The organism is Rhizobium sp. NPDC092011 (assembly GCF_044756305.1).
In the GTDB taxonomy this organism is placed as follows: domain Bacteria; phylum Pseudomonadota; class Alphaproteobacteria; order Rhizobiales; family Rhizobiaceae; genus Rhizobium.
In genome coordinates this window covers 206133-223664 of record NZ_JBIVSO010000006.1, presented here as the reverse complement: position 1 = coordinate 223664, position 17532 = coordinate 206133, and the positions used below count along the sequence as shown (strand labels likewise).

18 protein-coding genes are annotated in these 17532 nt (G+C 61.1%); 11 read left to right on the top strand and 7 right to left on the bottom strand.

Going from position 1 to position 17532, the window contains the following annotated elements; all coding sequences use genetic code 11:
• Positions 1–17 precede the first annotated feature (17 nt).
• A complete protein-coding gene (locus ACIQJ2_RS23900; protein WP_400677469.1) occupies positions 18–2528 on the bottom strand; it encodes a ligase-associated DNA damage response DEXH box helicase in 2511 nt (836 codons plus the stop codon).
• A gap of 95 nt (positions 2529–2623) precedes the next feature.
• On the opposite strand from ACIQJ2_RS23900, the gene ACIQJ2_RS23895 reads away from it, so the two are divergent.
• Both ACIQJ2_RS23895 and ACIQJ2_RS23890 read left to right on the top strand, forming a co-directional pair.
• On the top strand, positions 2624–3127 hold the full coding sequence (locus ACIQJ2_RS23895; RefSeq protein WP_199150387.1) for an Rrf2 family transcriptional regulator: 504 nt from the start codon (positions 2624–2626) through the stop codon (positions 3125–3127).
• Between the two features lie 23 nt (positions 3128–3150).
• Positions 3151–3612: a carboxymuconolactone decarboxylase family protein gene (locus ACIQJ2_RS23890; protein WP_199150386.1), complete on the top strand. Its 462-nt coding sequence runs from the start codon at positions 3151–3153 to the stop codon at positions 3610–3612.
• Between the two features lie 69 nt (positions 3613–3681).
• On the opposite strand, the gene ACIQJ2_RS23885 is transcribed toward ACIQJ2_RS23890, so the two are convergent.
• Positions 3682–4722 (bottom strand): glutamine synthetase beta-grasp domain-containing protein, encoded by a 1041-nt coding sequence (locus ACIQJ2_RS23885; protein ID WP_199150385.1) that lies wholly within the window; start codon positions 4720–4722, stop codon positions 3682–3684.
• A gap of 438 nt (positions 4723–5160) precedes the next feature.
• On the opposite strand from ACIQJ2_RS23885, the gene ACIQJ2_RS23880 reads away from it, so the two are divergent.
• Entirely contained in the window at positions 5161–5355 is a 195-nt protein-coding gene (locus ACIQJ2_RS23880) for a DUF2735 domain-containing protein (RefSeq protein ID WP_400677464.1), read from the top strand.
• Between the two features lie 12 nt (positions 5356–5367).
• Here ACIQJ2_RS23880 and ACIQJ2_RS23875 read toward each other — a convergent pair whose 3' ends face one another.
• Together ACIQJ2_RS23875 and ACIQJ2_RS23870 are read right to left on the bottom strand one after the other, a co-directional pair.
• Positions 5368–6003 carry a YitT family protein gene (locus tag ACIQJ2_RS23875; RefSeq protein WP_199151444.1) on the bottom strand — a complete coding sequence of 212 codons (636 nt, stop codon included), beginning with the start codon at positions 6001–6003 and terminating at the stop codon, positions 5368–5370.
• A 107-nt stretch (positions 6004–6110) separates the two neighbouring features.
• Positions 6111–7055: a class I SAM-dependent DNA methyltransferase gene (locus tag ACIQJ2_RS23870; RefSeq protein ID WP_400677461.1), complete on the bottom strand. Its 945-nt coding sequence runs from the start codon at positions 7053–7055 to the stop codon at positions 6111–6113.
• 267 nt (positions 7056–7322) lie between these two features.
• Between ACIQJ2_RS23870 and ACIQJ2_RS23865 the strand changes: the two genes are divergently transcribed.
• Genes ACIQJ2_RS23865 through ACIQJ2_RS23855 form a run of 3 tightly spaced genes read left to right on the top strand, consistent with a single transcriptional unit; the run spans position 7323 to position 9460 of the window.
• Complete coding sequence (locus ACIQJ2_RS23865) at positions 7323–7589, top strand: DUF6460 domain-containing protein (RefSeq protein ID WP_174175419.1); 267 nt, start codon at positions 7323–7325, stop codon at positions 7587–7589.
• 1 nt (position 7590) lies between these two features.
• Positions 7591–8094 carry a CAP domain-containing protein gene (locus ACIQJ2_RS23860; protein WP_199151442.1) on the top strand — a complete coding sequence of 168 codons (504 nt, stop codon included), beginning with the start codon at positions 7591–7593 and terminating at the stop codon, positions 8092–8094.
• A gap of 16 nt (positions 8095–8110) precedes the next feature.
• Positions 8111–9460 carry an MATE family efflux transporter gene (locus ACIQJ2_RS23855; protein WP_400677458.1) on the top strand — a complete coding sequence of 450 codons (1350 nt, stop codon included), beginning with the start codon at positions 8111–8113 and terminating at the stop codon, positions 9458–9460.
• On the opposite strand, the gene ACIQJ2_RS23850 is transcribed toward ACIQJ2_RS23855, so the two are convergent.
• Both ACIQJ2_RS23850 and ACIQJ2_RS23845 read right to left on the bottom strand, forming a co-directional pair.
• Entirely contained in the window at positions 9436–10524 is a 1089-nt protein-coding gene (locus tag ACIQJ2_RS23850) for a quinone-dependent dihydroorotate dehydrogenase (RefSeq protein WP_400677455.1), read from the bottom strand. The genes ACIQJ2_RS23855 and ACIQJ2_RS23850 overlap by 25 nt on opposite strands.
• Positions 10521–10877 carry a DUF952 domain-containing protein gene (locus ACIQJ2_RS23845; protein ID WP_400677453.1) on the bottom strand — a complete coding sequence of 119 codons (357 nt, stop codon included), beginning with the start codon at positions 10875–10877 and terminating at the stop codon, positions 10521–10523. The genes ACIQJ2_RS23850 and ACIQJ2_RS23845 overlap by 4 nt, the downstream gene beginning before the upstream one ends.
• Before the next feature lie 106 nt (positions 10878–10983).
• Between ACIQJ2_RS23845 and ACIQJ2_RS23840 the strand changes: the two genes are divergently transcribed.
• The 4 genes from ACIQJ2_RS23840 to ACIQJ2_RS23825 all read left to right on the top strand — a co-directional run bounded on the left by ACIQJ2_RS23840 (position 10984) and on the right by ACIQJ2_RS23825 (position 14091).
• Positions 10984–11412, top strand: a complete 429-nt coding sequence (locus ACIQJ2_RS23840; RefSeq protein WP_400677450.1) for a hypothetical protein — start codon at positions 10984–10986, stop codon at positions 11410–11412.
• Between the two features lie 138 nt (positions 11413–11550).
• On the top strand, positions 11551–12216 hold the full coding sequence (locus tag ACIQJ2_RS23835) for a helix-turn-helix transcriptional regulator (protein WP_400677447.1): 666 nt from the start codon (positions 11551–11553) through the stop codon (positions 12214–12216).
• A gap of 15 nt (positions 12217–12231) precedes the next feature.
• Entirely contained in the window at positions 12232–13599 is a 1368-nt protein-coding gene (locus ACIQJ2_RS23830) for a hypothetical protein (RefSeq protein WP_400677445.1), read from the top strand.
• 78 nt (positions 13600–13677) lie between these two features.
• Positions 13678–14091, top strand: a complete 414-nt coding sequence (locus ACIQJ2_RS23825) for a tellurite resistance TerB family protein (RefSeq protein WP_163984764.1) — start codon at positions 13678–13680, stop codon at positions 14089–14091.
• Positions 14092–14152: 61 nt separating this feature from the next.
• Here ACIQJ2_RS23825 and ACIQJ2_RS23820 read toward each other — a convergent pair whose 3' ends face one another.
• Positions 14153–14974, bottom strand: coding sequence for a transporter substrate-binding domain-containing protein (locus tag ACIQJ2_RS23820; RefSeq protein ID WP_246762389.1), 822 nt, complete (start codon positions 14972–14974; stop codon positions 14153–14155).
• 478 nt (positions 14975–15452) lie between these two features.
• Here ACIQJ2_RS23820 and ACIQJ2_RS23815 point away from each other — a divergent pair, with 478 nt between their 5' ends.
• Positions 15453–17456: a methyl-accepting chemotaxis protein gene (locus ACIQJ2_RS23815; RefSeq protein WP_400677442.1), complete on the top strand. Its 2004-nt coding sequence runs from the start codon at positions 15453–15455 to the stop codon at positions 17454–17456.
• The last annotated feature ends 76 nt before the right edge of the window (positions 17457–17532 follow it).

The window sequence follows — 17532 nt, the reverse complement described above, 5'->3', positions numbered from 1 at the left end:
AGTTCATCCTTGTTCGTTCAGCCCATCGCCTCGCGGATCAGGTCGTCGGCCGCCTCCGCAAGCAGGGAATCGTGAGCCTCGCCCGGCACCGGCACCTTGCCGATTTCCAGCATCACCGGGACGGCGAGCGGGGAAATGTGGTCCAACGCGCGATGGGTAATATGGCCCTTGATTCGCTTCAGCATATCCGCAAGACGGCCAATATCCAAAAGCCCCGTCGCCGCATCCTGTCTCGTTGCCTGCAACAGGATATGGTCGGGCTCGTGGCTGCGCAGCACATCATAGATCAGATCGGCCGAGACCGTCACCTGCCGGCCGGTCTTTTCCTTGCCCGGATGCCGGCGCTCGATCAAGCCGGCAATGACTGCGCAATTGCGGAAAGTGCGTTTCAGAAGAAAAGATTCGTCAAGCCAGGCTTCGAGATCGTCGCCAAGCATGTCCTCGTCGAAGAGATCGGAGAGGCTGAGGCGCCCGTTGGCGATCATCAGCCCCATATCCTCCAAACCCCAGATGCCGAGAGAATAGTCGGTCGCGACGAAGCCCATGGGCTTTGCACCGGCGCGCTCCAGCCTTCGGGTGAGCAACATGCCAAGGGTCTGATGCGCCAGCCTCCCCTCGAAGGGGTAGGCGACTAGGTAGGCGCGACTGCCGCGCGGAAAAGTCTCGATGAGAAATTCGTCGCGCTTCGGCAGCAGCGATTTTTCCTTTTGAATTTCCAGCCAGTCGCGCACCTGATCCGGCAGGCGATGCCGCCGGTCGGGATCGGCGATCATCGCTCGCACCTGATCGGCGAGATAGGTCGAGAGCGGAAACTTACCGCCGGCATAGGAGGGAATTTTCGGGTCAAGCGAGAACGCCTGCGACGCCAGGCATTCGCTCTCGCGGATGCCTTCGAAGCGCAGCACCTTGCCTGAGAACAGAAAGGTGTCGCCGGGCGCAAGCTGCTCGACAAAATATTCCTCGACCTTGCCGAGCGGCGCTCCCCCTCGCCCCAGAGAGCCGAGCGCATTGCGCTTCACCATGCGGATATTCAACATCGCCTCTTCGACGATCGTGCCGAGGTTCAGGCGATATTGCTGGGCGACCTGCGGATTGGAGACGCGCCAGCGCCCTTCCGGGGTCTTACGGATGCGGGCATAGCGCTCATAGGTTCTGAGCGCATAGCCGCCGGTGGCGACGAAATCGACCATACGTTCGAAGGTCTCCCATGGAAGCTCGGCATAGGGGGCCGCACTCTGCACCTCGTCATAAAGCTCCAGCATATCGAAGGGTTCGGCGCAGGCCATGCCGAGAATGTGCTGGGCCAGAACGTCGAGCGCGCCCGCGCCGATCGGCGGCGTATCCTGCGCGCCAATATAATTGGCATCCAGCGCCGCCTGGCATTCCATGACTTCGAAGCGATTGGCCGGCACCAGGATCGCCTTCGACGGCTCGTCCATGCGGTGATTGGCGCGGCCGATGCGCTGGGCAAGACGGCTCGCCCCCTTCGGCGCCCCGACATGGATGACGAGATCGACGTCGCCCCAGTCTATGCCGAGATCGAGCGTCGAGGTGGCGACGACGGCGCGGAGCCGGTTTTCCGACATCGCCGCCTCCACCTTGCGGCGCTGGCCGACATCGAGGGAGCCGTGATGCAGGGCGATCGGCAGATTGTCGTCATTGGCCGTCCACAGCTCCTGAAACAGCATTTCCGCCTGCGAGCGCGTATTGACGAAGAGCAGCGTCGTGCGATGCGCCTTCAGCTCACGGTAAATATCTGGGATCGCGTATTTGGCGGAATGGCCGGACCAAGGGATGCGCTCTTCCGTCGACAGGATCGAGATATCCGGCTTGGCCCCGCCCTCGACAATGACCAGGCCAGCATGATGCTCCTCCCCCGGCTGTTGGGCCACCAGCCATTTCTGCAGGTCCATGGGATCGGCGACGGTGGCCGACAAGCCTATGGTCTGAACCCGAGGCGCCAGCTTGCGGATGCGGGCAAGGCCGAGCGACAGCATATGGCCGCGCTTTGAGGTGACGAGCGAATGCAGCTCGTCGAAAACGATGTATTTCAGATCCTTGAAGAAACGCTCCGCTTCTCGATTGGCAAGCAGCAGCGCCACCTGCTCCGGCGTTGTCAGCAGGATATCGGGCGGATTGAGCTTCTGCCGTTGCCGCTTGCCAGACGGCGTATCGCCGGTGCGGTTTTCGACTGAAACAGGCAGGCCCATTTCCGAAACGGGCTTCATCAGGTTCCGCTCGATATCGACGGCAAGCGCCTTCAGCGGCGAGATGTAGAGCGTATGGATGCCGGTGAAGGCCGAACCCGGCGGGATTTTGCCGCGACGGGTGAGATCCGTCAGCGACGGCAGGAAGCCGGCAAGCGTCTTGCCCGCTCCGGTGGGTGCAATCAGCAGCGTGCTCTCGCCGGCCTCGGCGCGGGCAAGCAGTTCGAGCTGATGGGCGCGCGGCTGCCAGCCCTTTTCCGCAAACCAGCGGGTGAAGGGGGCGGGCAAGGCAAGAGGATGCTTCGGCTCGATCTGGTCCACGCCCGAACCCTAGCGACAAATCGCGGAAAAAAGAAAGGGCTTGACGGCTGCGATAATCGCGGATAAAAAATATCTATGATTAGAGAGGCAAAGAGATGAAGCTCGGAGACGGCGTAGAACAATCCATCCATTGCGTTGGCATGCTGGCAGGCCTGTCCGATGGCGGGGTGCTCTCGGCAGCGGCGCTTGCGGAATTTCATGGCGTCTCGGTCAGCTACCTTCTGAAGCATCTGCAGGCTCTGTCAGGCGCCGGCATTCTCGACACCGTGCCAGGACCGAAAGGTGGCTATCGGCTGGCGCGCAAGCCGGAGGCGATCACCCTGCTTGACATCGTCCTTGCAGCCGAGGGCCCGGCACCTGCCTTCAGATGCGCCGAAATCCGCCAGCGGGGGCCGAACCCGCTGGAGGGGCGCTACTTTACCAAGCCATGCGGCATCAACGCCGCCATGCTGGCTGCCGAACGTGTTTACCGGGCCGAACTGGCCAAAACGACCATCGCCGACGTGCTGACCGATCTCAGACAGACGGACACGGATGGTGGAATAGCCGCGAGAGGCTGCGCCTTTCTCGAGCTGCATGAACGCAAGACCAAAAGCTGAACCCAAACCCCAAGGAGAAGACCATGCATCCCCGTTTCAACTTCGCCAAAGCTTCGCCTGACTCGTACAAGGCTGTCGTTGCGCTGGAGAATTTCGTTCAGAGCAGCGGCCTCGAACGCCGCTTCATCCACCTCATCAAGCTTCGCGCCTCGCAGATCAACGGCTGCGCCTATTGCGTCGACATGCATGTGAAGGAGGCCCGGCACGACGGTCTCAGCGAACAGTGGATCAACCTGATGTGCGTCTGGTGGGAATCGCCTGTTTACGACGACCGCGAACGCGCCCTGCTGCGCTGGGTCGACTCTGTCACCAAGATCGCCCAGACCGGCATTCCGGATTCCGACTACGAGCCGCTGAAGCAGCATTTCAGCGAGGAAGAGATCGTCAAGATCACCGTCGCAATCGCCACGATCAATGTCTGGAACCGCCTTGCCGTCGGCTTCCGTTCGCAGCATCCGATCGATGCGGCAAACAAGGCCGCTTGAGGCAAGCTCTCAGAATGCAAAAAGCGCGGGACCAAAATCCCGCGCTTTCCGTTTGTGTCAGCCTAGACCTCAGGCAGCTTCAGACGCGAAGCCAGCCGTCGGAACTTCCGAGATGGTCGTCAGAACCTGCGACGCGATCTGGTAGGGGCAGCCCTGAGAGTTCGGGCGACGATCTTCGAGGTAACCGCGATAGTCGTTCTTGATAAAGGAGTGCGGAACGCGGATCGAAGCGCCGCGGTCGGCAACGCCGTAGCTGAACTTGTTCCACGGAGCCGTTTCGTGCTTGCCGGTCAGGCGCAGATGGTTGTCCGGGCCGTAGACAGCGATGTGGGCTTCGAGGTTCTTGTCGAACTGAGCCATGAGCGCTTCGAAATAGGCCTTGCCGCCAACTTCGCGCATGAACTTGGTCGAGAAGTTGCAGTGCATGCCCGAACCGTTCCAGTCGGTATCGCCGAGCGGCTTGCAATGGAACTCGATGTCGATGCCGTACTTTTCGCACAGACGGAGCAAGAGGTAGCGTGCCATCCAGATCTGGTCGGCGGCGCGCTTGGAGCCCTTGCCGAAAATCTGGAATTCCCACTGACCCTTGGCCACTTCGGCATTGATGCCTTCGTGGTTGATGCCTGCTTCGAGGCAGAGGTCGAGGTGCTCTTCAACGATTTCGCGAGCGATATCGCCGACGTTCTTGTAGCCGACGCCGGTGTAGTACGGGCCCTGCGGAGCCGGATAACCGGATTCCGGGAAGCCGAGCGGACGGCCGTCCTTGTAGAAGAAATATTCCTGCTCGAAGCCGAACCATGCATCTTCGTCGTCGAGGATCGTCGCACGGCTGTTGGACGGATGCGGGGTTACGCCATCCGGCATCATGACTTCGCACATGACGAGAGCGCCGTTCGTGCGCGCCGGATCAGGATAAATGGCAACGGGCTTCAGCACGCAATCCGAGCTGCGGCCTTCAGCCTGCATCGTCGAGGAGCCGTCAAAGCCCCAAAGCGGAAGCTGCTCGAGCGCCGGAAAAGCGTCGAATTCCTTGATCTGCGTTTTGCCACGCAGGTTCGGCACCGGAGTGTACCCATCGAGCCAGATGTATTCGAGCTTATATTTCGTCATTACGCACCTCATAACAGTTAATCAGGCAAAGCAGGAAACTTGCCCGGCGCCCGCCGGAAAATTCCTAGCTATGAACGGCTGCCAAGGTAGATGCATTTGCCGTGCCAGTTTCTTCGAGAACCTCGCCTGGCGGGTGAAATTTCTATCATTCGGGATTTTCGAAGCCAGATTTCCCAGCGTTAAGCATCCGATTCTTTTCAAATCGCGAGCACCATTCCGGCCGAGCTGACAAGATGTCGCAGGCTTGCAAACCTTGGAATGGACCGAAAACCCGGCAGGTCAAAGAAACGGCACGGAGCCTGCAACAGCCAAATTGCCTATAATTTCATCTTTTAGCATTTTTTTTAAGCGAAATGGTGATATTCGCCTCGGGCTTTGCTATATGTGGATTGTCTCTTCAAGCGCGTCCGCTTGAAAACCAAAAGGGAGAGACAGCGAATGGCAATCAGTGCTCGACATGAAACGGCAAAAATCTATCAGTTTCCGGTCACGACCCGCGCTACGGCAGTGAGCCAGCAGCGCCCGATGGTCAACCTTACGCCCGACATCGGCGCGAGCATTGCAACGGCTGCTTTCGACAGCTGGTATCATGAAGCCGCGATCACCGACACGGATCCGAGCCGCAAGCAATAAGGCTGCCGCCAATCACAAGGCGATGTAGCGATCTGAGCGATGATTGATCGCGACGAAGAGATTGAGCGCAATTGCGCCGATTACCGAGCAGATGACCACGGTCGGCGTGGTGACCGCAAAAGCGACAGCGAGCACGCAGAGATCGATCGCGAGCTGCACCAGCCCCGCCCTGATGCCGAAACGTTCCTGCACATAGATCCCGAGAATGCCGACGCCGCCGAGGCTGGCGCGGTGACGATAGAGTGCAAGCAGCCCGAAACCAAGAAGGATGCCGCCGAGTATTCCTGACCACAGCGCGTTGATGTGAGCCACATCGAACAGCAGCGGCTGCAGATTGGTGAGCAGCGAGGTCAGCGTGATGGCGATAAAGGTCTTGACGGTAAAGACCGTACCGAGCTGCTTCAGCGACAGATAGAAGAACGGTAGATTGACCACGAAGAAGGCCAGGCCGAAATTCACGCCGGTCGCGTAGTGCAACAGGAAAGCGACGCCAGCCGTGCTGCCCGTCAACAGGCCTGCGCTTGAAAGACAGAACAGCCCGAGGGAAGAAATCAGGCTACCGGAAATGATGCCCTGGAAGTCCTCGGCCCATGAATGCCGGGTCGCGGATGTATTCCAGACGCCAAAGGCGCTCTTCGCGTTCGCCATGTGCTTTCCCCTGTGTTTCCGGGGCTTTTTGCTGAAAGCTCAAGCGACAATCAAGTGAAAATACGTAAGCAATGCTGACCTATTTCAAATTCGCAAGATTCGAATAATCAGCTTGATTTGCGGGCAATGAACAGAATGCCATGGACCGGTTTTCCGCCATCCATGCGAATGGTGCTGCGGGCGAGATCCTGCACGGTAAAGCCGTGATCAGCCAATATCTCCCGCACATAGGCTTCGGAATGTGCAAAGCGCAGGGAATCGCGCAGCACATAGCCCTCTGGCTGCTGTGCATCCTCCACCGAAAAGGCGAAGACGGCGCCATTAGCCGAAAGCTTGCGCGCGATCGCCATCACGCCTTGCAGATTGCCCAGATACATCAGCACGTCGGCGGCGGTGATCAGATCCGCGCGGCCCAAGGCAAATCCTGCATCGAAAATGCCGGACAAATCCGGCTCCACCGACAAGTCGGCCTGACCGAGATGGTCGTAAACATTCTTCTCAGCTGCCTTGACGAGCATGCCTTTCGACAGATCGTAGCCCTCCAGCCGATCAACGCCGGCGCGGATCTCAGGCCCTAGCAAGCCCGTGCCACAGCCGAGATCGACGGCGAGGCGGAACCGTTCCGGAATGCCTGATGTCCCGGCAATCAGAGCGGCAAGTTTGCCGGGTACGCTATAAGAGAGTTTTTCGACAAGCGAGGTTTCGAAGCGATCGGCATAGTCGTCGAACAGCCGCTTGACATAGAGGCTCGGCGGTCGATCCGGCAGCTCGGCCCCTCCGAGAACCGCGAGCTTCAGGCGCGCTCCGAAGACATCCCCTTCGTCGAGCGTCAGCACCTCATTCAGCGCGGCGATGGCGCCCGCCGCATCGCCGGCCTTCTCGCGATAGGTCGCGAGCGTGAACCAGCCTGCCGCCCAGCGGGGAACAAGCTCCAGCGCCTGCTCCATCAGTTCGCCGGCGCTTGCGGGGTCTCCGCTTTCTGCAAGCATCTTCGCATAGTCGGCGCGGCGGTCGGCAATGACATCGCCGGAGGAAAGCTGGCTTGGCAGCATGGGTTTTTTCCTGTTTGACGCTCGGCTTTGAACGTGGCCATAAAAAAACTCAAGTCCTATTTCAGGCAGACGCAAGAACGCCTTCGCCTTTCTTCGAATCACGAAGGCGCTCGCTCTCGTTGTTTCCTTCCGCATTCGGGATGGAAAACCGCTGTGCACTTCCCGGAGGTGCTTCAGTTTGAGGTATGCATCAGGCAAAAGTGCTTGCGAGTCGTAGGCCCCGGCCCTATCTCAGCAGCCACAGACTGCCATTATGGAGACGTCAGCATGTCCGATCAGGTGAACAGATTCCTTGGCGACTCGCCCGGTCGCACACTGGTGAAGCTCGTCATCGTGTCGCTCGTCGTCGGCTTCGTCATGAAGTTCTTCGGCTGGCGGCCGCTCGATTTCCTCTATGGCGTTCGTCGCTTCCTGCTCGATCTCTGGCACAGCGGCTTTGCCGCACTCGGCGAGTTCGGCGATTATGTGCTCGTCGGCGCAAGCATCGTCATTCCCATCTTCATCATCCTCCGCCTGTTCAATTATCGCAGCTGACATGACCTTTCAGACATTGTCCCTTTCGCGCCGCGACGCGCTGCGCCTCGCCGCTCTTGCGCTCACCGCATCCGTCGCAAGCTGCGCCACGCCGCCCGCCCGCGTTTCCAATACGCCCGCAAGCGACCAGACTGCCTCCGCCCTGCCGCTCGTCAATGCGCTGCGCGCCAAGAACGGCCTGCCGCCATTGAAGATCGACACGGCCGCCGGCGCCGCCGCCGTCTATCAGGCGCGGCGCATGGCGGATGCCGGCAAGATGGAGCACCTGATCGGCATCGGTGACGATTTCGGCAAGCGGGTCAAGGCCAGCGGCGTCAAGCTGCCGGCAGCCGAAAACATCGCGGAAGGACAGCGAGACGTGAATGCGGCCGTACTGGCCTGGATCAATTCGCCGAAGCATTTGCACAACATGCTCGGCAAATATGACGGCCTCGGCGTCGCTCTTGCCTACGCTCCCTCTTCCGGTGGCAGGCCTTATTGGTCCATGGTGCTTTCCTCGGATTGAGGAGGCATAAGATAGAATGGACGTCCAGAACGCGAGCGGAAGGGTTCTGCCCTTCGACGTGACGCATCGGCTTGTGCTGTCGATCGCCATTCCGATGACGCTTGGGTTCATGACGACGCCGCTGCTCGGCCTCGTCGATACCGCCGTGGTCGGCCACATGGGCCAGCCGGATGCGCTCGCTGGGCTCGCGATCGGCGCGGTGTTGTTCGACCTCCTTTTCGCGAGCTTCAATTTCCTCCGCGCCTCGACGACCGGCCTTACCGCCCAGGCGTTTGGGCGGCATGACAGGCGTGAACAGCAGGCCGTCTTCTGGCGAGCGCTGATCTCCGCGCTCGGCTGCGGTGTCCTGATTGTCGTTCTGTCGCCTCTCCTTCTCTGGCTCGGCATCAAGCTGATGGGGCCAGAGGGCGGAATTGCCGACGCGACCCGCACCTATTTTTCCATCCGCATGCTTTCGGGACCGGCGGCGCTTGCCAATTATGCCCTGCTCGGCTTCGTGCTCGGACGCGGCCAGGGCCGCATCGGGCTATTGCTGCAAACCGTCATCAACGGCGTCAACATTGTGCTTGCCATCCTGCTCGGCCTCTATCTTGGCTGGGGTGTCGCCGGGGTTGCCTGGGGCACGCTGATCGGCGAGACATGTGGGATGCTGCTGGGGTTGGCGATCGTGCTGCGCAGCTTTGCCGGCGAGGAACGTCCGCCACGGTCGGAGTTGCTCTCACGCACCAAGCTCACTCAGCTCTTCGCGCTCAATCGCGATATTCTGATCCGGACCTTCGTGCTCATCGGCGCCTTCACGCTGATGACGCGCATCGGCAACAGCTTCGGCGCGGTGATGCTGGCCGCCAACGCCGTGCTGATGAACTTCTTCCTGCTGTCAGGCTATTATCTCGACGGGCTGGCGAATGCCGCAGAGCAGATCACCGGTCGCTCGATCGGAGCCAACTATCGGCCTGCCTTCGAGCGCGGGCTGAAGCTGACCGGGCTTTGGTCCTTCGGGCTGGCGCTGGCTGCCGCCATCTTCTTCTTCACCGTCGGCCCGGCATTGATCCGCCTGCTGACGACCTCGGAGGACGTCCGCATTGCGGCCGGCACCTATCTGCCCTGGGCTGCCGTTACCGGCCTGACCGGGGCGCTAGCCTTTCTGATGGACGGTGTCTTCATCGGCGCCACATGGTCGCGCGAGATGCGCAACAAGATGCTGCTCTCTTTCGGAGGCTATCTCGTGGCGCTCGCCGTTTTAGTGCCGACGCTCGGCAATCACGGCCTGTGGATGGCCATGAATGCCTTTCTGCTGTTTCGCGGTATCTTCCTGGCCATGGGCCTGAAGAAACGTGCGGATCAGACGTTCCGGTTCGCCCAATAGTCGAGCCTGCTATCGCGCAAATCGCGGATCGAACCGACACGCTCACGGTCGAGCAGTTTCGACAGGCCGGCAATGATCTGCCCCGGCAAACCGGGGCCTTCATAGACCATGCAGGAATAGAGCTGCACGAGATCGGCCCCGGCCTTGATCTTTTCCAGTGCAGTCTCCGCCGACGACACGCCGCCGACGCCGATGATCGGCAGCGAGGCGCCCACGCGGCGGCGCATCTTGGCCAGGACGGCGGTCGATTTTTCAAAGACCGGTTTGCCGGAAAGGCCGCCTGCCTCCTTGGCCTGGCGCTGATCCCTCAACCCATCGCGCGAAAGCGTGGTGTTGGAAACGATCAAGCCATCCAGCGCATGGGACGTAGCTTCGTCGGCGATATCGTCCATGCCCTCCTCGGTCAGATCGGGAGCGATCTTCAGGAAGACGGGAATGCGCCTGCCGGCCCTGGCAGCTTCCTCATCGCGAGCGGCGAGTACGGCCGCCAGCAATGCCGACAGGCTTTCGCGCGCCTGCAGATCGCGCAGGCCCGGCGTATTCGGCGAGGAGATATTGGCGGTGAAGTAACGCGCCACCGAATAGAAGCGGCGGATGCCGGCAACATAATCGGCGATGCGGTCGGCGCTATCCTTGTTAGCGCCGATATTGACGCCGATGATACCGTTGCTGCGGACAGCCTTGAGCCGTTGGAGCGCCGCCTCATGGCCTTCATTGTTGAAGCCGAGGCGGTTGATCACACCTTCGTCCTCGACCAGTCGGAAGATGCGCGGGCGCGGATTGCCGGGCTGTGCCTTCGGCGTCACCGTGCCGATCTCCGTGAAGCCGAAGCCCAGCTTCAGCAACGCTTGCGGCACTTCGGCATTCTTGTCATAGCCAGCCGCCATGCCGATGGGGTTGGCGAACTCGAGTCCCGCCACGATCTGGCGCAGGCGTGGATCGGCATTGACGCGGCAGGCGGGGACGAGGCCGGACTTCAGCGCCGATATCGACATGCCGTGCGCCGTTTCCGGATCGAACAGGAACAGGCCGCGCCGGCCGAGATCGCGAAAGGCGCCGATCATTCAGCCAGGTCCGGAAAGATATGCGCGCCATCAGGCCCGAGCGGCAGGGGCTTTTCCCATATCACGGCCGAAAGCGGCAAAGATGCGTAATGATGCGGGAAGAGATCGCCGCCGCGCGAAACCTCGAACACCAGCTTCTCGCCCAGTGCGTCGCCGTCGATCGCAACAAGCAGCAGGTCCGTCTGGCCGGCGAAATAAAGCGCCGCGGTCTGCTTCACCTGTTTGCCCGTGGACAGATGGATATAACCATCCGTGAAGTCGATCGGCGCGCCATGAAAAACGCCGGTTTGTCTGGCTTGCTCCCAGAGCGCACCCGGCACGATCTTGTAAACCACTGACATGGCGGTCATCATCCCTATGTAAACCTGTCGTGATAGGGCTTTGCACGAAAACGGCGGCCAATGTCCACGGTTTCCGTGATGGATTCGAGATTTTAACGCAGAAAATCCGGAGGATGACATGACGAAGGAAATCGGAATCGGCCTTGTGGCCCTGCTCTTGCCTGCCGCTCTTCTGCTCGCAGCCCCGGGCAGAGCTGCTGAACAGGATGCGACGCGCTTCCAGCTCGAGCGCAGCGGCGATCATTTTGTCCGCCTCGACCGGCAGACCGGCGCCATGTCCATATGTCAGGATCAGAACGGCAACCTCGTCTGCCGCATGGCCGCCGACGAGCGTACCGCCTATGACGACGAGCTGGACCGGCTGTCCGACCGGGTCACGAAGCTGGAAAAAACCGTCGCCGCAAACAAGGGCTCAAGCCTCCCGAGCGATGCCGACGTCGACCGCACGCTGGGCATCATGCAGAAATTCATGCGCGGCTTCATGGGCATGGCCAAGGAATTTCAGAACGAGGAACCGGACGCGAAGCCGGTGCCGCAGAAAACCTGAACGGACAAGCCACGCCAGGAAAGCAAGGGGATAAAGGACCGTATTCCTATGCCGGTCTTTACTCGCCAAAACGCCTCGGTTAACGTTTTTTTAAAGAGTTGAGCGCCGGGCTGGCCGGCGCACAGATGCTGAGCGGCGATGCTGTCACACGAGCAGATATGGGGGGCGATCGACCGGCTTGCCGAGCGGCATGCCTTGACGCCCTCGGGCCTCGCGCGCCGTGCTGGACTTGACGCCACATCCTTCAACAAGTCGAAGCGGCTGAGCCAGGACGGGCGTTTGCGTTGGCCGTCGACGGAATCGATCGCCAAGGTGCTGGAGGCGACAGGCGCCAGCCTGGAACAGTTTCTCAGCTTCATCCGCCCGGGCGAGCCGCATGGCGCCGTCGCTCCGCAACCTGCTGCTCCCGCCGAAAACGCCATACCCCTCATCGGCTTCGCCCAGGCAGGCGCCGGCGGCTTCTTCGATGATGGTGGCTTTCCGGCCGGCCAGGGCTGGGACATTGTCGAATTTCCCGCCGCAACCGGCCGAAAGACCGGCGTCTATGCGCTTGAGGTGCAGGGCGAAAGCATGTTGCCGCTCTACCGCGACGGCGATATTCTGATTGTCGAGCCAGGTGCGCAGATCAGGAAAAGCGACCGCGTCGTCGTGAAGACCCGAGAGGGTGAAGTCATGGCCAAGATCCTGCTGCGGCAGAGCGCGAAATCGATAGAACTCTTGTCGCTCAACCCCGAACACCCCAACCGCAGCTTCGATCTCGCGGATGTGGAATGGATTGCCCGCATCATATGGGCCAGCCAATAGGAAAGTTTTCTCGTTATGCGTCGTGATATTTTGCTTGCGGGTGTTGCCGGCGCGATCGTCGGGTCTTGGTTGACCTTGATCGCGGTCCAGTTCAGTGGACATGGTTTCAGCCTGCCTGGCCGCGGCAGCAACGTTTCGATGGCAGACAACCACCTGGCCGCAAAACCGGCTCCCGCTGCCGTTCCCGCAGCGACTGCCAAGGCCGACACGACCCCCCCACAGAAGATCGAGACGCCGAAATCTAGCGAACCGGCCAAGCAGGACGCGGTCGCCACCAGCCAACCGAAACCGGACGAACAGGCAAAGGCAGAGCCTGCAAAGCCAGCCTCGTTGGCAACGCCGGAGAAGGCGGCCTCGACGGCCGATGTACCTGCGGCAGCCGATGTGCCTGCGTCGACAACCACCGCGCCTGCCAGCGTCATCCAGCCCCCGGACGCGGCAATGTTGGCCGCCGCTACCGTGGTGTCATCGCTCGCGATCGACGGTGCGGCGAAAGCCCCAGCCGGCGAAACGGCCAAGGCCGAAGACAACAAGCCTGCGACGCCCGCGTCCACGACACCACAAGCAAACAAGGCTGTTGCCGAAGCCGTTAAGGTCAATGATACGCCGGCAAAGCCAGCGGAAACGCCGCCGATACAGCCGGCGACTGCGACTGTCGACGCTGTGAAGAGCTCTGAAACCGCACCTGCCGAGGCAGCAAAACCTGCTGAAGCGGCAACGAACAAGCCCGATGCAGCCGCGGTGTCGCCGCCGCCTGCACCGGCGGACCAGGCGAAAACGGATCTCCCTCCGGACAATCGGATCCCGGCCGACCAGATCGACCGGCAGAAGGCAGCGACGGAGCATCGTACCCTTGCCGAACAGCCACAGCCTGCACCTCAGTCCAAACCCACATCGGAACCGGCTTCCATCGATCCGTCTTCCCAAACGGAAGGGCACACGGCGACTATCGAGCTTGTTCGTCCCTTTGCCGACTTGGCGGGCATATTGACCATCGGCGGCAGGAGCGTGCAGCTTAATGGCGTCATTCCGACCGATGTCGAGCGGATGTGCACCGGTCCGAGCGGAAAAAGCTGGCCCTGCGGCCAAGCGGCACGTACTGCGTTCCGCATGTATCTGCGCGGGCGCTCCATTGATTGCGATGTGCCTGATGCCGCCTGGAAAGGCACCGTCAAGGCCAACTGCCGCTATGTCCGCGTCGATCTCAGCGCCTGGCTGGTTCGTTTCGGCTGGGCCGATCCCGAGCCGGGCTCTCCACTCGCATCGCTCGTCGACGAGGCCAAGGAGAAGAAGCGCGGCATGTATGGTGACGATCCGCGAAAGAACGGAAAATCGACCCTCGCCCCTGCCTTGCCCAAGGAAGATCCGCTCAATCCGATCTGACGCCTTGCTTCCGCCACCAGCTTTTGGCATGAGACGCGCGACTTTTCAGTCTGCCAAATTCAAAGGACTTCTTCTGTCATGAACAAGCCGCTTTCCGCTCACGAAGCCCTGATCTACGTCATGGTACTGGCCTCGGCCGTCGACCGCACGATGAACGACCGGGAGCTCAGCCGCATCGGAGAGCTCATTCATGCCCTGCCGGTGTTCAAAGGCTTTGACGACGAGAAGCTGATTTCGGTTTCGCGCGACTGTGCCAAGCTGCTTTCGGGCAGCGAAGGGCTCGACATCGTGCTCGAAACGGTGCGCGACACCCTGCCGGCGCGCCTCTACGACACCGCCTACGCGCTTGCCGTCGAAGTCGCCTCGGCCGACCTGTCGGTGAAGGCGGAGGAACTGCGTCTGCTCAGCCTGCTGCGCGACCGCCTCGGCTTGGACAAACTCACCTGCGCCGCCATCGAGCGCAGTGCCATCGCACGTTATCGCAAGGCATAAAGCATCTTACTATCCGCCCTCCTGACGGACCACGGCTGCGCGCTTTCCAGGCGTGACCTGATCAATAGAGCCCGTAAGGGAAATAGCGCAGATAGATTTCCTGCAGCCTGCCGTCACGCGACAGGGTCGCCAGCGCGTGGTTGATCGCCGCCGTCAGATCGGCGTCCTGCTGGCGCAGCATGATGGTCATGCCTTCGCCGAGAAACTGCTGGGATAGATAGGGTCCGTCGAAAAGAGCGCAGCATTTTTCAGCTGCCGGCGACGATACCCAGAAGGACAGCTGCAGGCCGTCGGCAAAAACAGCATCGACCTTGCCGTCCTTGAGGGCGGCCAGAAGCGCATCCTTGTCGTCGAACGGCACCGGCTTGATCGTTGGAAAGAAGGACGCCAGCATCGCTTCGTGCGTCGTTCCCTTGACCACACCGACCGGATGGCCGGCCAGCGATGCCGCGGTCGTTCCGTTGAGCGAGGCCTTGAGATTGCGCAGGAAGCGCGCCGGCAACATCAGGAAGGGGCGCGAAAAAGCGAAGCTTTTGCGCAGTTCCGGCGTGACCGCGATGCCGCCGATCACCGCGTCGCCCTGCGACGCCGCAAGCGCGCCCTGCAGATCATTGAACGGCAGAGCCTGGATCTGGCATTTGTCCGCTATCGCGAGTTCATCACAGATCTTGCGGGCAAGTTCGACATGGAAGCCCGTGAGCTTGCCGTTCTGGTCGAGAAAATTGAAAGGCGGAAAGTCTGTTGACGTTAGGAAGCGAAGCCTGACGAGCGAAGACAGGTCGGGTTTCGGCAAACGCTCTCGCGCATCGAACAGGATCGGCAGACCGGGCGGCTTGGCCTCCTGAGCAGCCAGCGGCAGCGTGCATGAGAGTGCCACCAACATCGCACGCGTCAGATGCCCGGCCGCGGAGATCATCGTCGAAAGGCAAACACGCATGGTCTTGATCCGGCCTCCGATCGCGAATGCACATTCCTGATTCATCAACCCGATGTAGCAGAGTCATGCCGCAGGGGGAATATCGCGCCGGGAATGACCGATGCAGCGTGCAAGAGATGAATCAATACGCCACATGCATCTCTTGATTGCGCCGCTTTGAACAAGCATGAAATTAGTTTGGGAATCCGCTCGCAATGTTCCCGCCGTTAGCAGTCAATTAAACTCTGTTGATTGTACTCACCAGCATCGACGACGTCGGCCGGGCCGATCGCATGACGCAGGTCGTCCAAACCTTCCTCGCAAGGTATCAAGCCATTCGACCTTCACCCGCACCCACTAGGTAACACGCCCCTTGATCAATTCCGGGCGAGCGGCGTTCCGCATGTTTCCTCGGTGCCAGCGCGGCATTCGCAGACGGACAGCCATGTTCAGGAATCTGAAAATCAAGACCAAGATGCTAGCGGTAATCCTGCTTCTCGGCATCATCTCCATCGCCGGCTTGCTGCACATCGCCGGCGAGTTCCGCCGGGCAGACCGCGCCTATAGCGCCTTCCTCGACAACGAGGCCGTTGCCGCAACCGAATCCGCACGCGCCAGCGCCGCTGCGCTCGCCTCGGTGCTGCAGGCAAGCTTGATGCTGAACTTCGATCCTGCCAGCGACGCATTCAAGGCGGTTGCATCGGGTAAAAATCACTTCGACGAGGCAAGGGAGCGACTCAGGCACGCCCTGAGTCTGGTTCCAGACGAAAAGCAGTCGATCGAAGACCTTCTTGCCGGGCTGGACGAACTGCAAGCGCTTACGAACAAAGCCATCCAGCAGCGCCAGGACGGCGACCTCAAGGGCGCTGAGGCGAGCATGGTCTCGGTCAACGACAAGTTGGGCAAGATCATAGCCATCATGATCACCAATGATGCCGCTCTGTCCAACCGCATGAACAACGGCGCGGATGCCTTGTCCGTCGACGTCAACAGCGCCGTCAACTACACGCTCATCGCGCTCAGCGGCCTGACGCTGCTTGCGCTGGTCCTGGGCATCTACGTCGCGCAGAATGGTATCACCGCGCCGCTGATGCGCCTGCATCGACGCATGACGGCGCTTGCCGACGGCGATACCGCAAGCGAGATCGATGGGCGCGACCGACGCGACGAGATCGGCCAGATGGCATCCGCCGTCGCCGTCTTCCGCGACAATGCCATCGAACGGGGCCGGCTGGAAGCCCAGGCGGAGGCCGACCGGACGCTCAGCGACAGCGAGCGCGCTCAGCGGGAAACCCGTCAGGCCGCCGAAGCCGCCCATCTGCAACAGGCCGTCCAAGCTGTCGGCGACGGCTTGAAGCGGCTGGCGGAGGGCGATCTCGTCACGCATATCGATACCCAGTTTGTCGCCCACCTCGATCAGTTGCGGCAAGACTTCAACAGCTCTCTGGTAAAGCTCAATGGAACCATGCAGGCTGTAGGCTCGAATGCGCGGGCGATCAGCGCCGGCGCCAATGAAGTGCGTGGCGCGGCCGACGAGCTTTCCAAGCGGACAGAACAACAGGCGGCGGCGGTTGAAGAGACGGCGGCAGCCCTGGAACAGATCACCACGACCGTCAAGGATGCCGCCCGACGCACGCAGGAAGCAAGCCAGCTTGTCGCCCATACCCGTGCCGGCGCGGAGCGTTCGGGCGAGATCGTGCACAACGCCATCGGAGCCATGGAGCAGATCGAGAAATCCTCGGGCGAGATCAACAATATCATCAGCGTCATCGACGATATTGCCTTCCAGACCAACCTTCTCGCGTTGAATGCAGGCGTCGAGGCGGCTCGTGCGGGCGAAGCCGGCAAGGGCTTTGCGGTCGTCGCTCAGGAAGTGCGAGAGCTGGCACAACGCTCCGCCAATGCCGCCAAGGAAATCAAGACGCTGATCGCCACATCGGAAACGCATGTGCGCACCGGCGTGAACCTGGTCGGCGAGACCGGCAAGGCGCTGGCTGCCATCGTGTCGGAAGTGCAGGAAATCAATCGCCATGTGCATGCGATCGCCGAGGCCTCGCGCGAGCAGTCGGCCGGCCTGCAGGAGATCAATACCGCCGTCAACGCCATGGATCATGGCACCCAGCAGAACGCGGCCATGGTCGAGGAAAGCACCGCAGCGAGCCATGGACTGGCAACGGAGGCCGCCTCGCTTGCAAACTTGCTCGGCCAGTTCCGAACAAGCGGCAATGAAGCCGTTCATCTGTCTGTTGCGCCGGTCTCAGGCACCACATCGCGCCCGCCGAGCCGCCCTGCGCCGCGGCCTGTCGCGGCACCTGCCATCCGGGCAGCCGATGGGGCCAAGGTGCGTCCTACCCCCTCACCGGCACGCGCGCTCGGCCAGAAGTTGCTCAGCGCATTCGGCGCCGGCCAGACATCGACAAGCAAGGAAGCGGACTGGACCGAGTTCTGATTTCCTCGTCGTGCATCTGAGTAGAACAGAGCTTTGACGCATCTTGGGTAACATCTTCACGATATTGGGGCGGGCG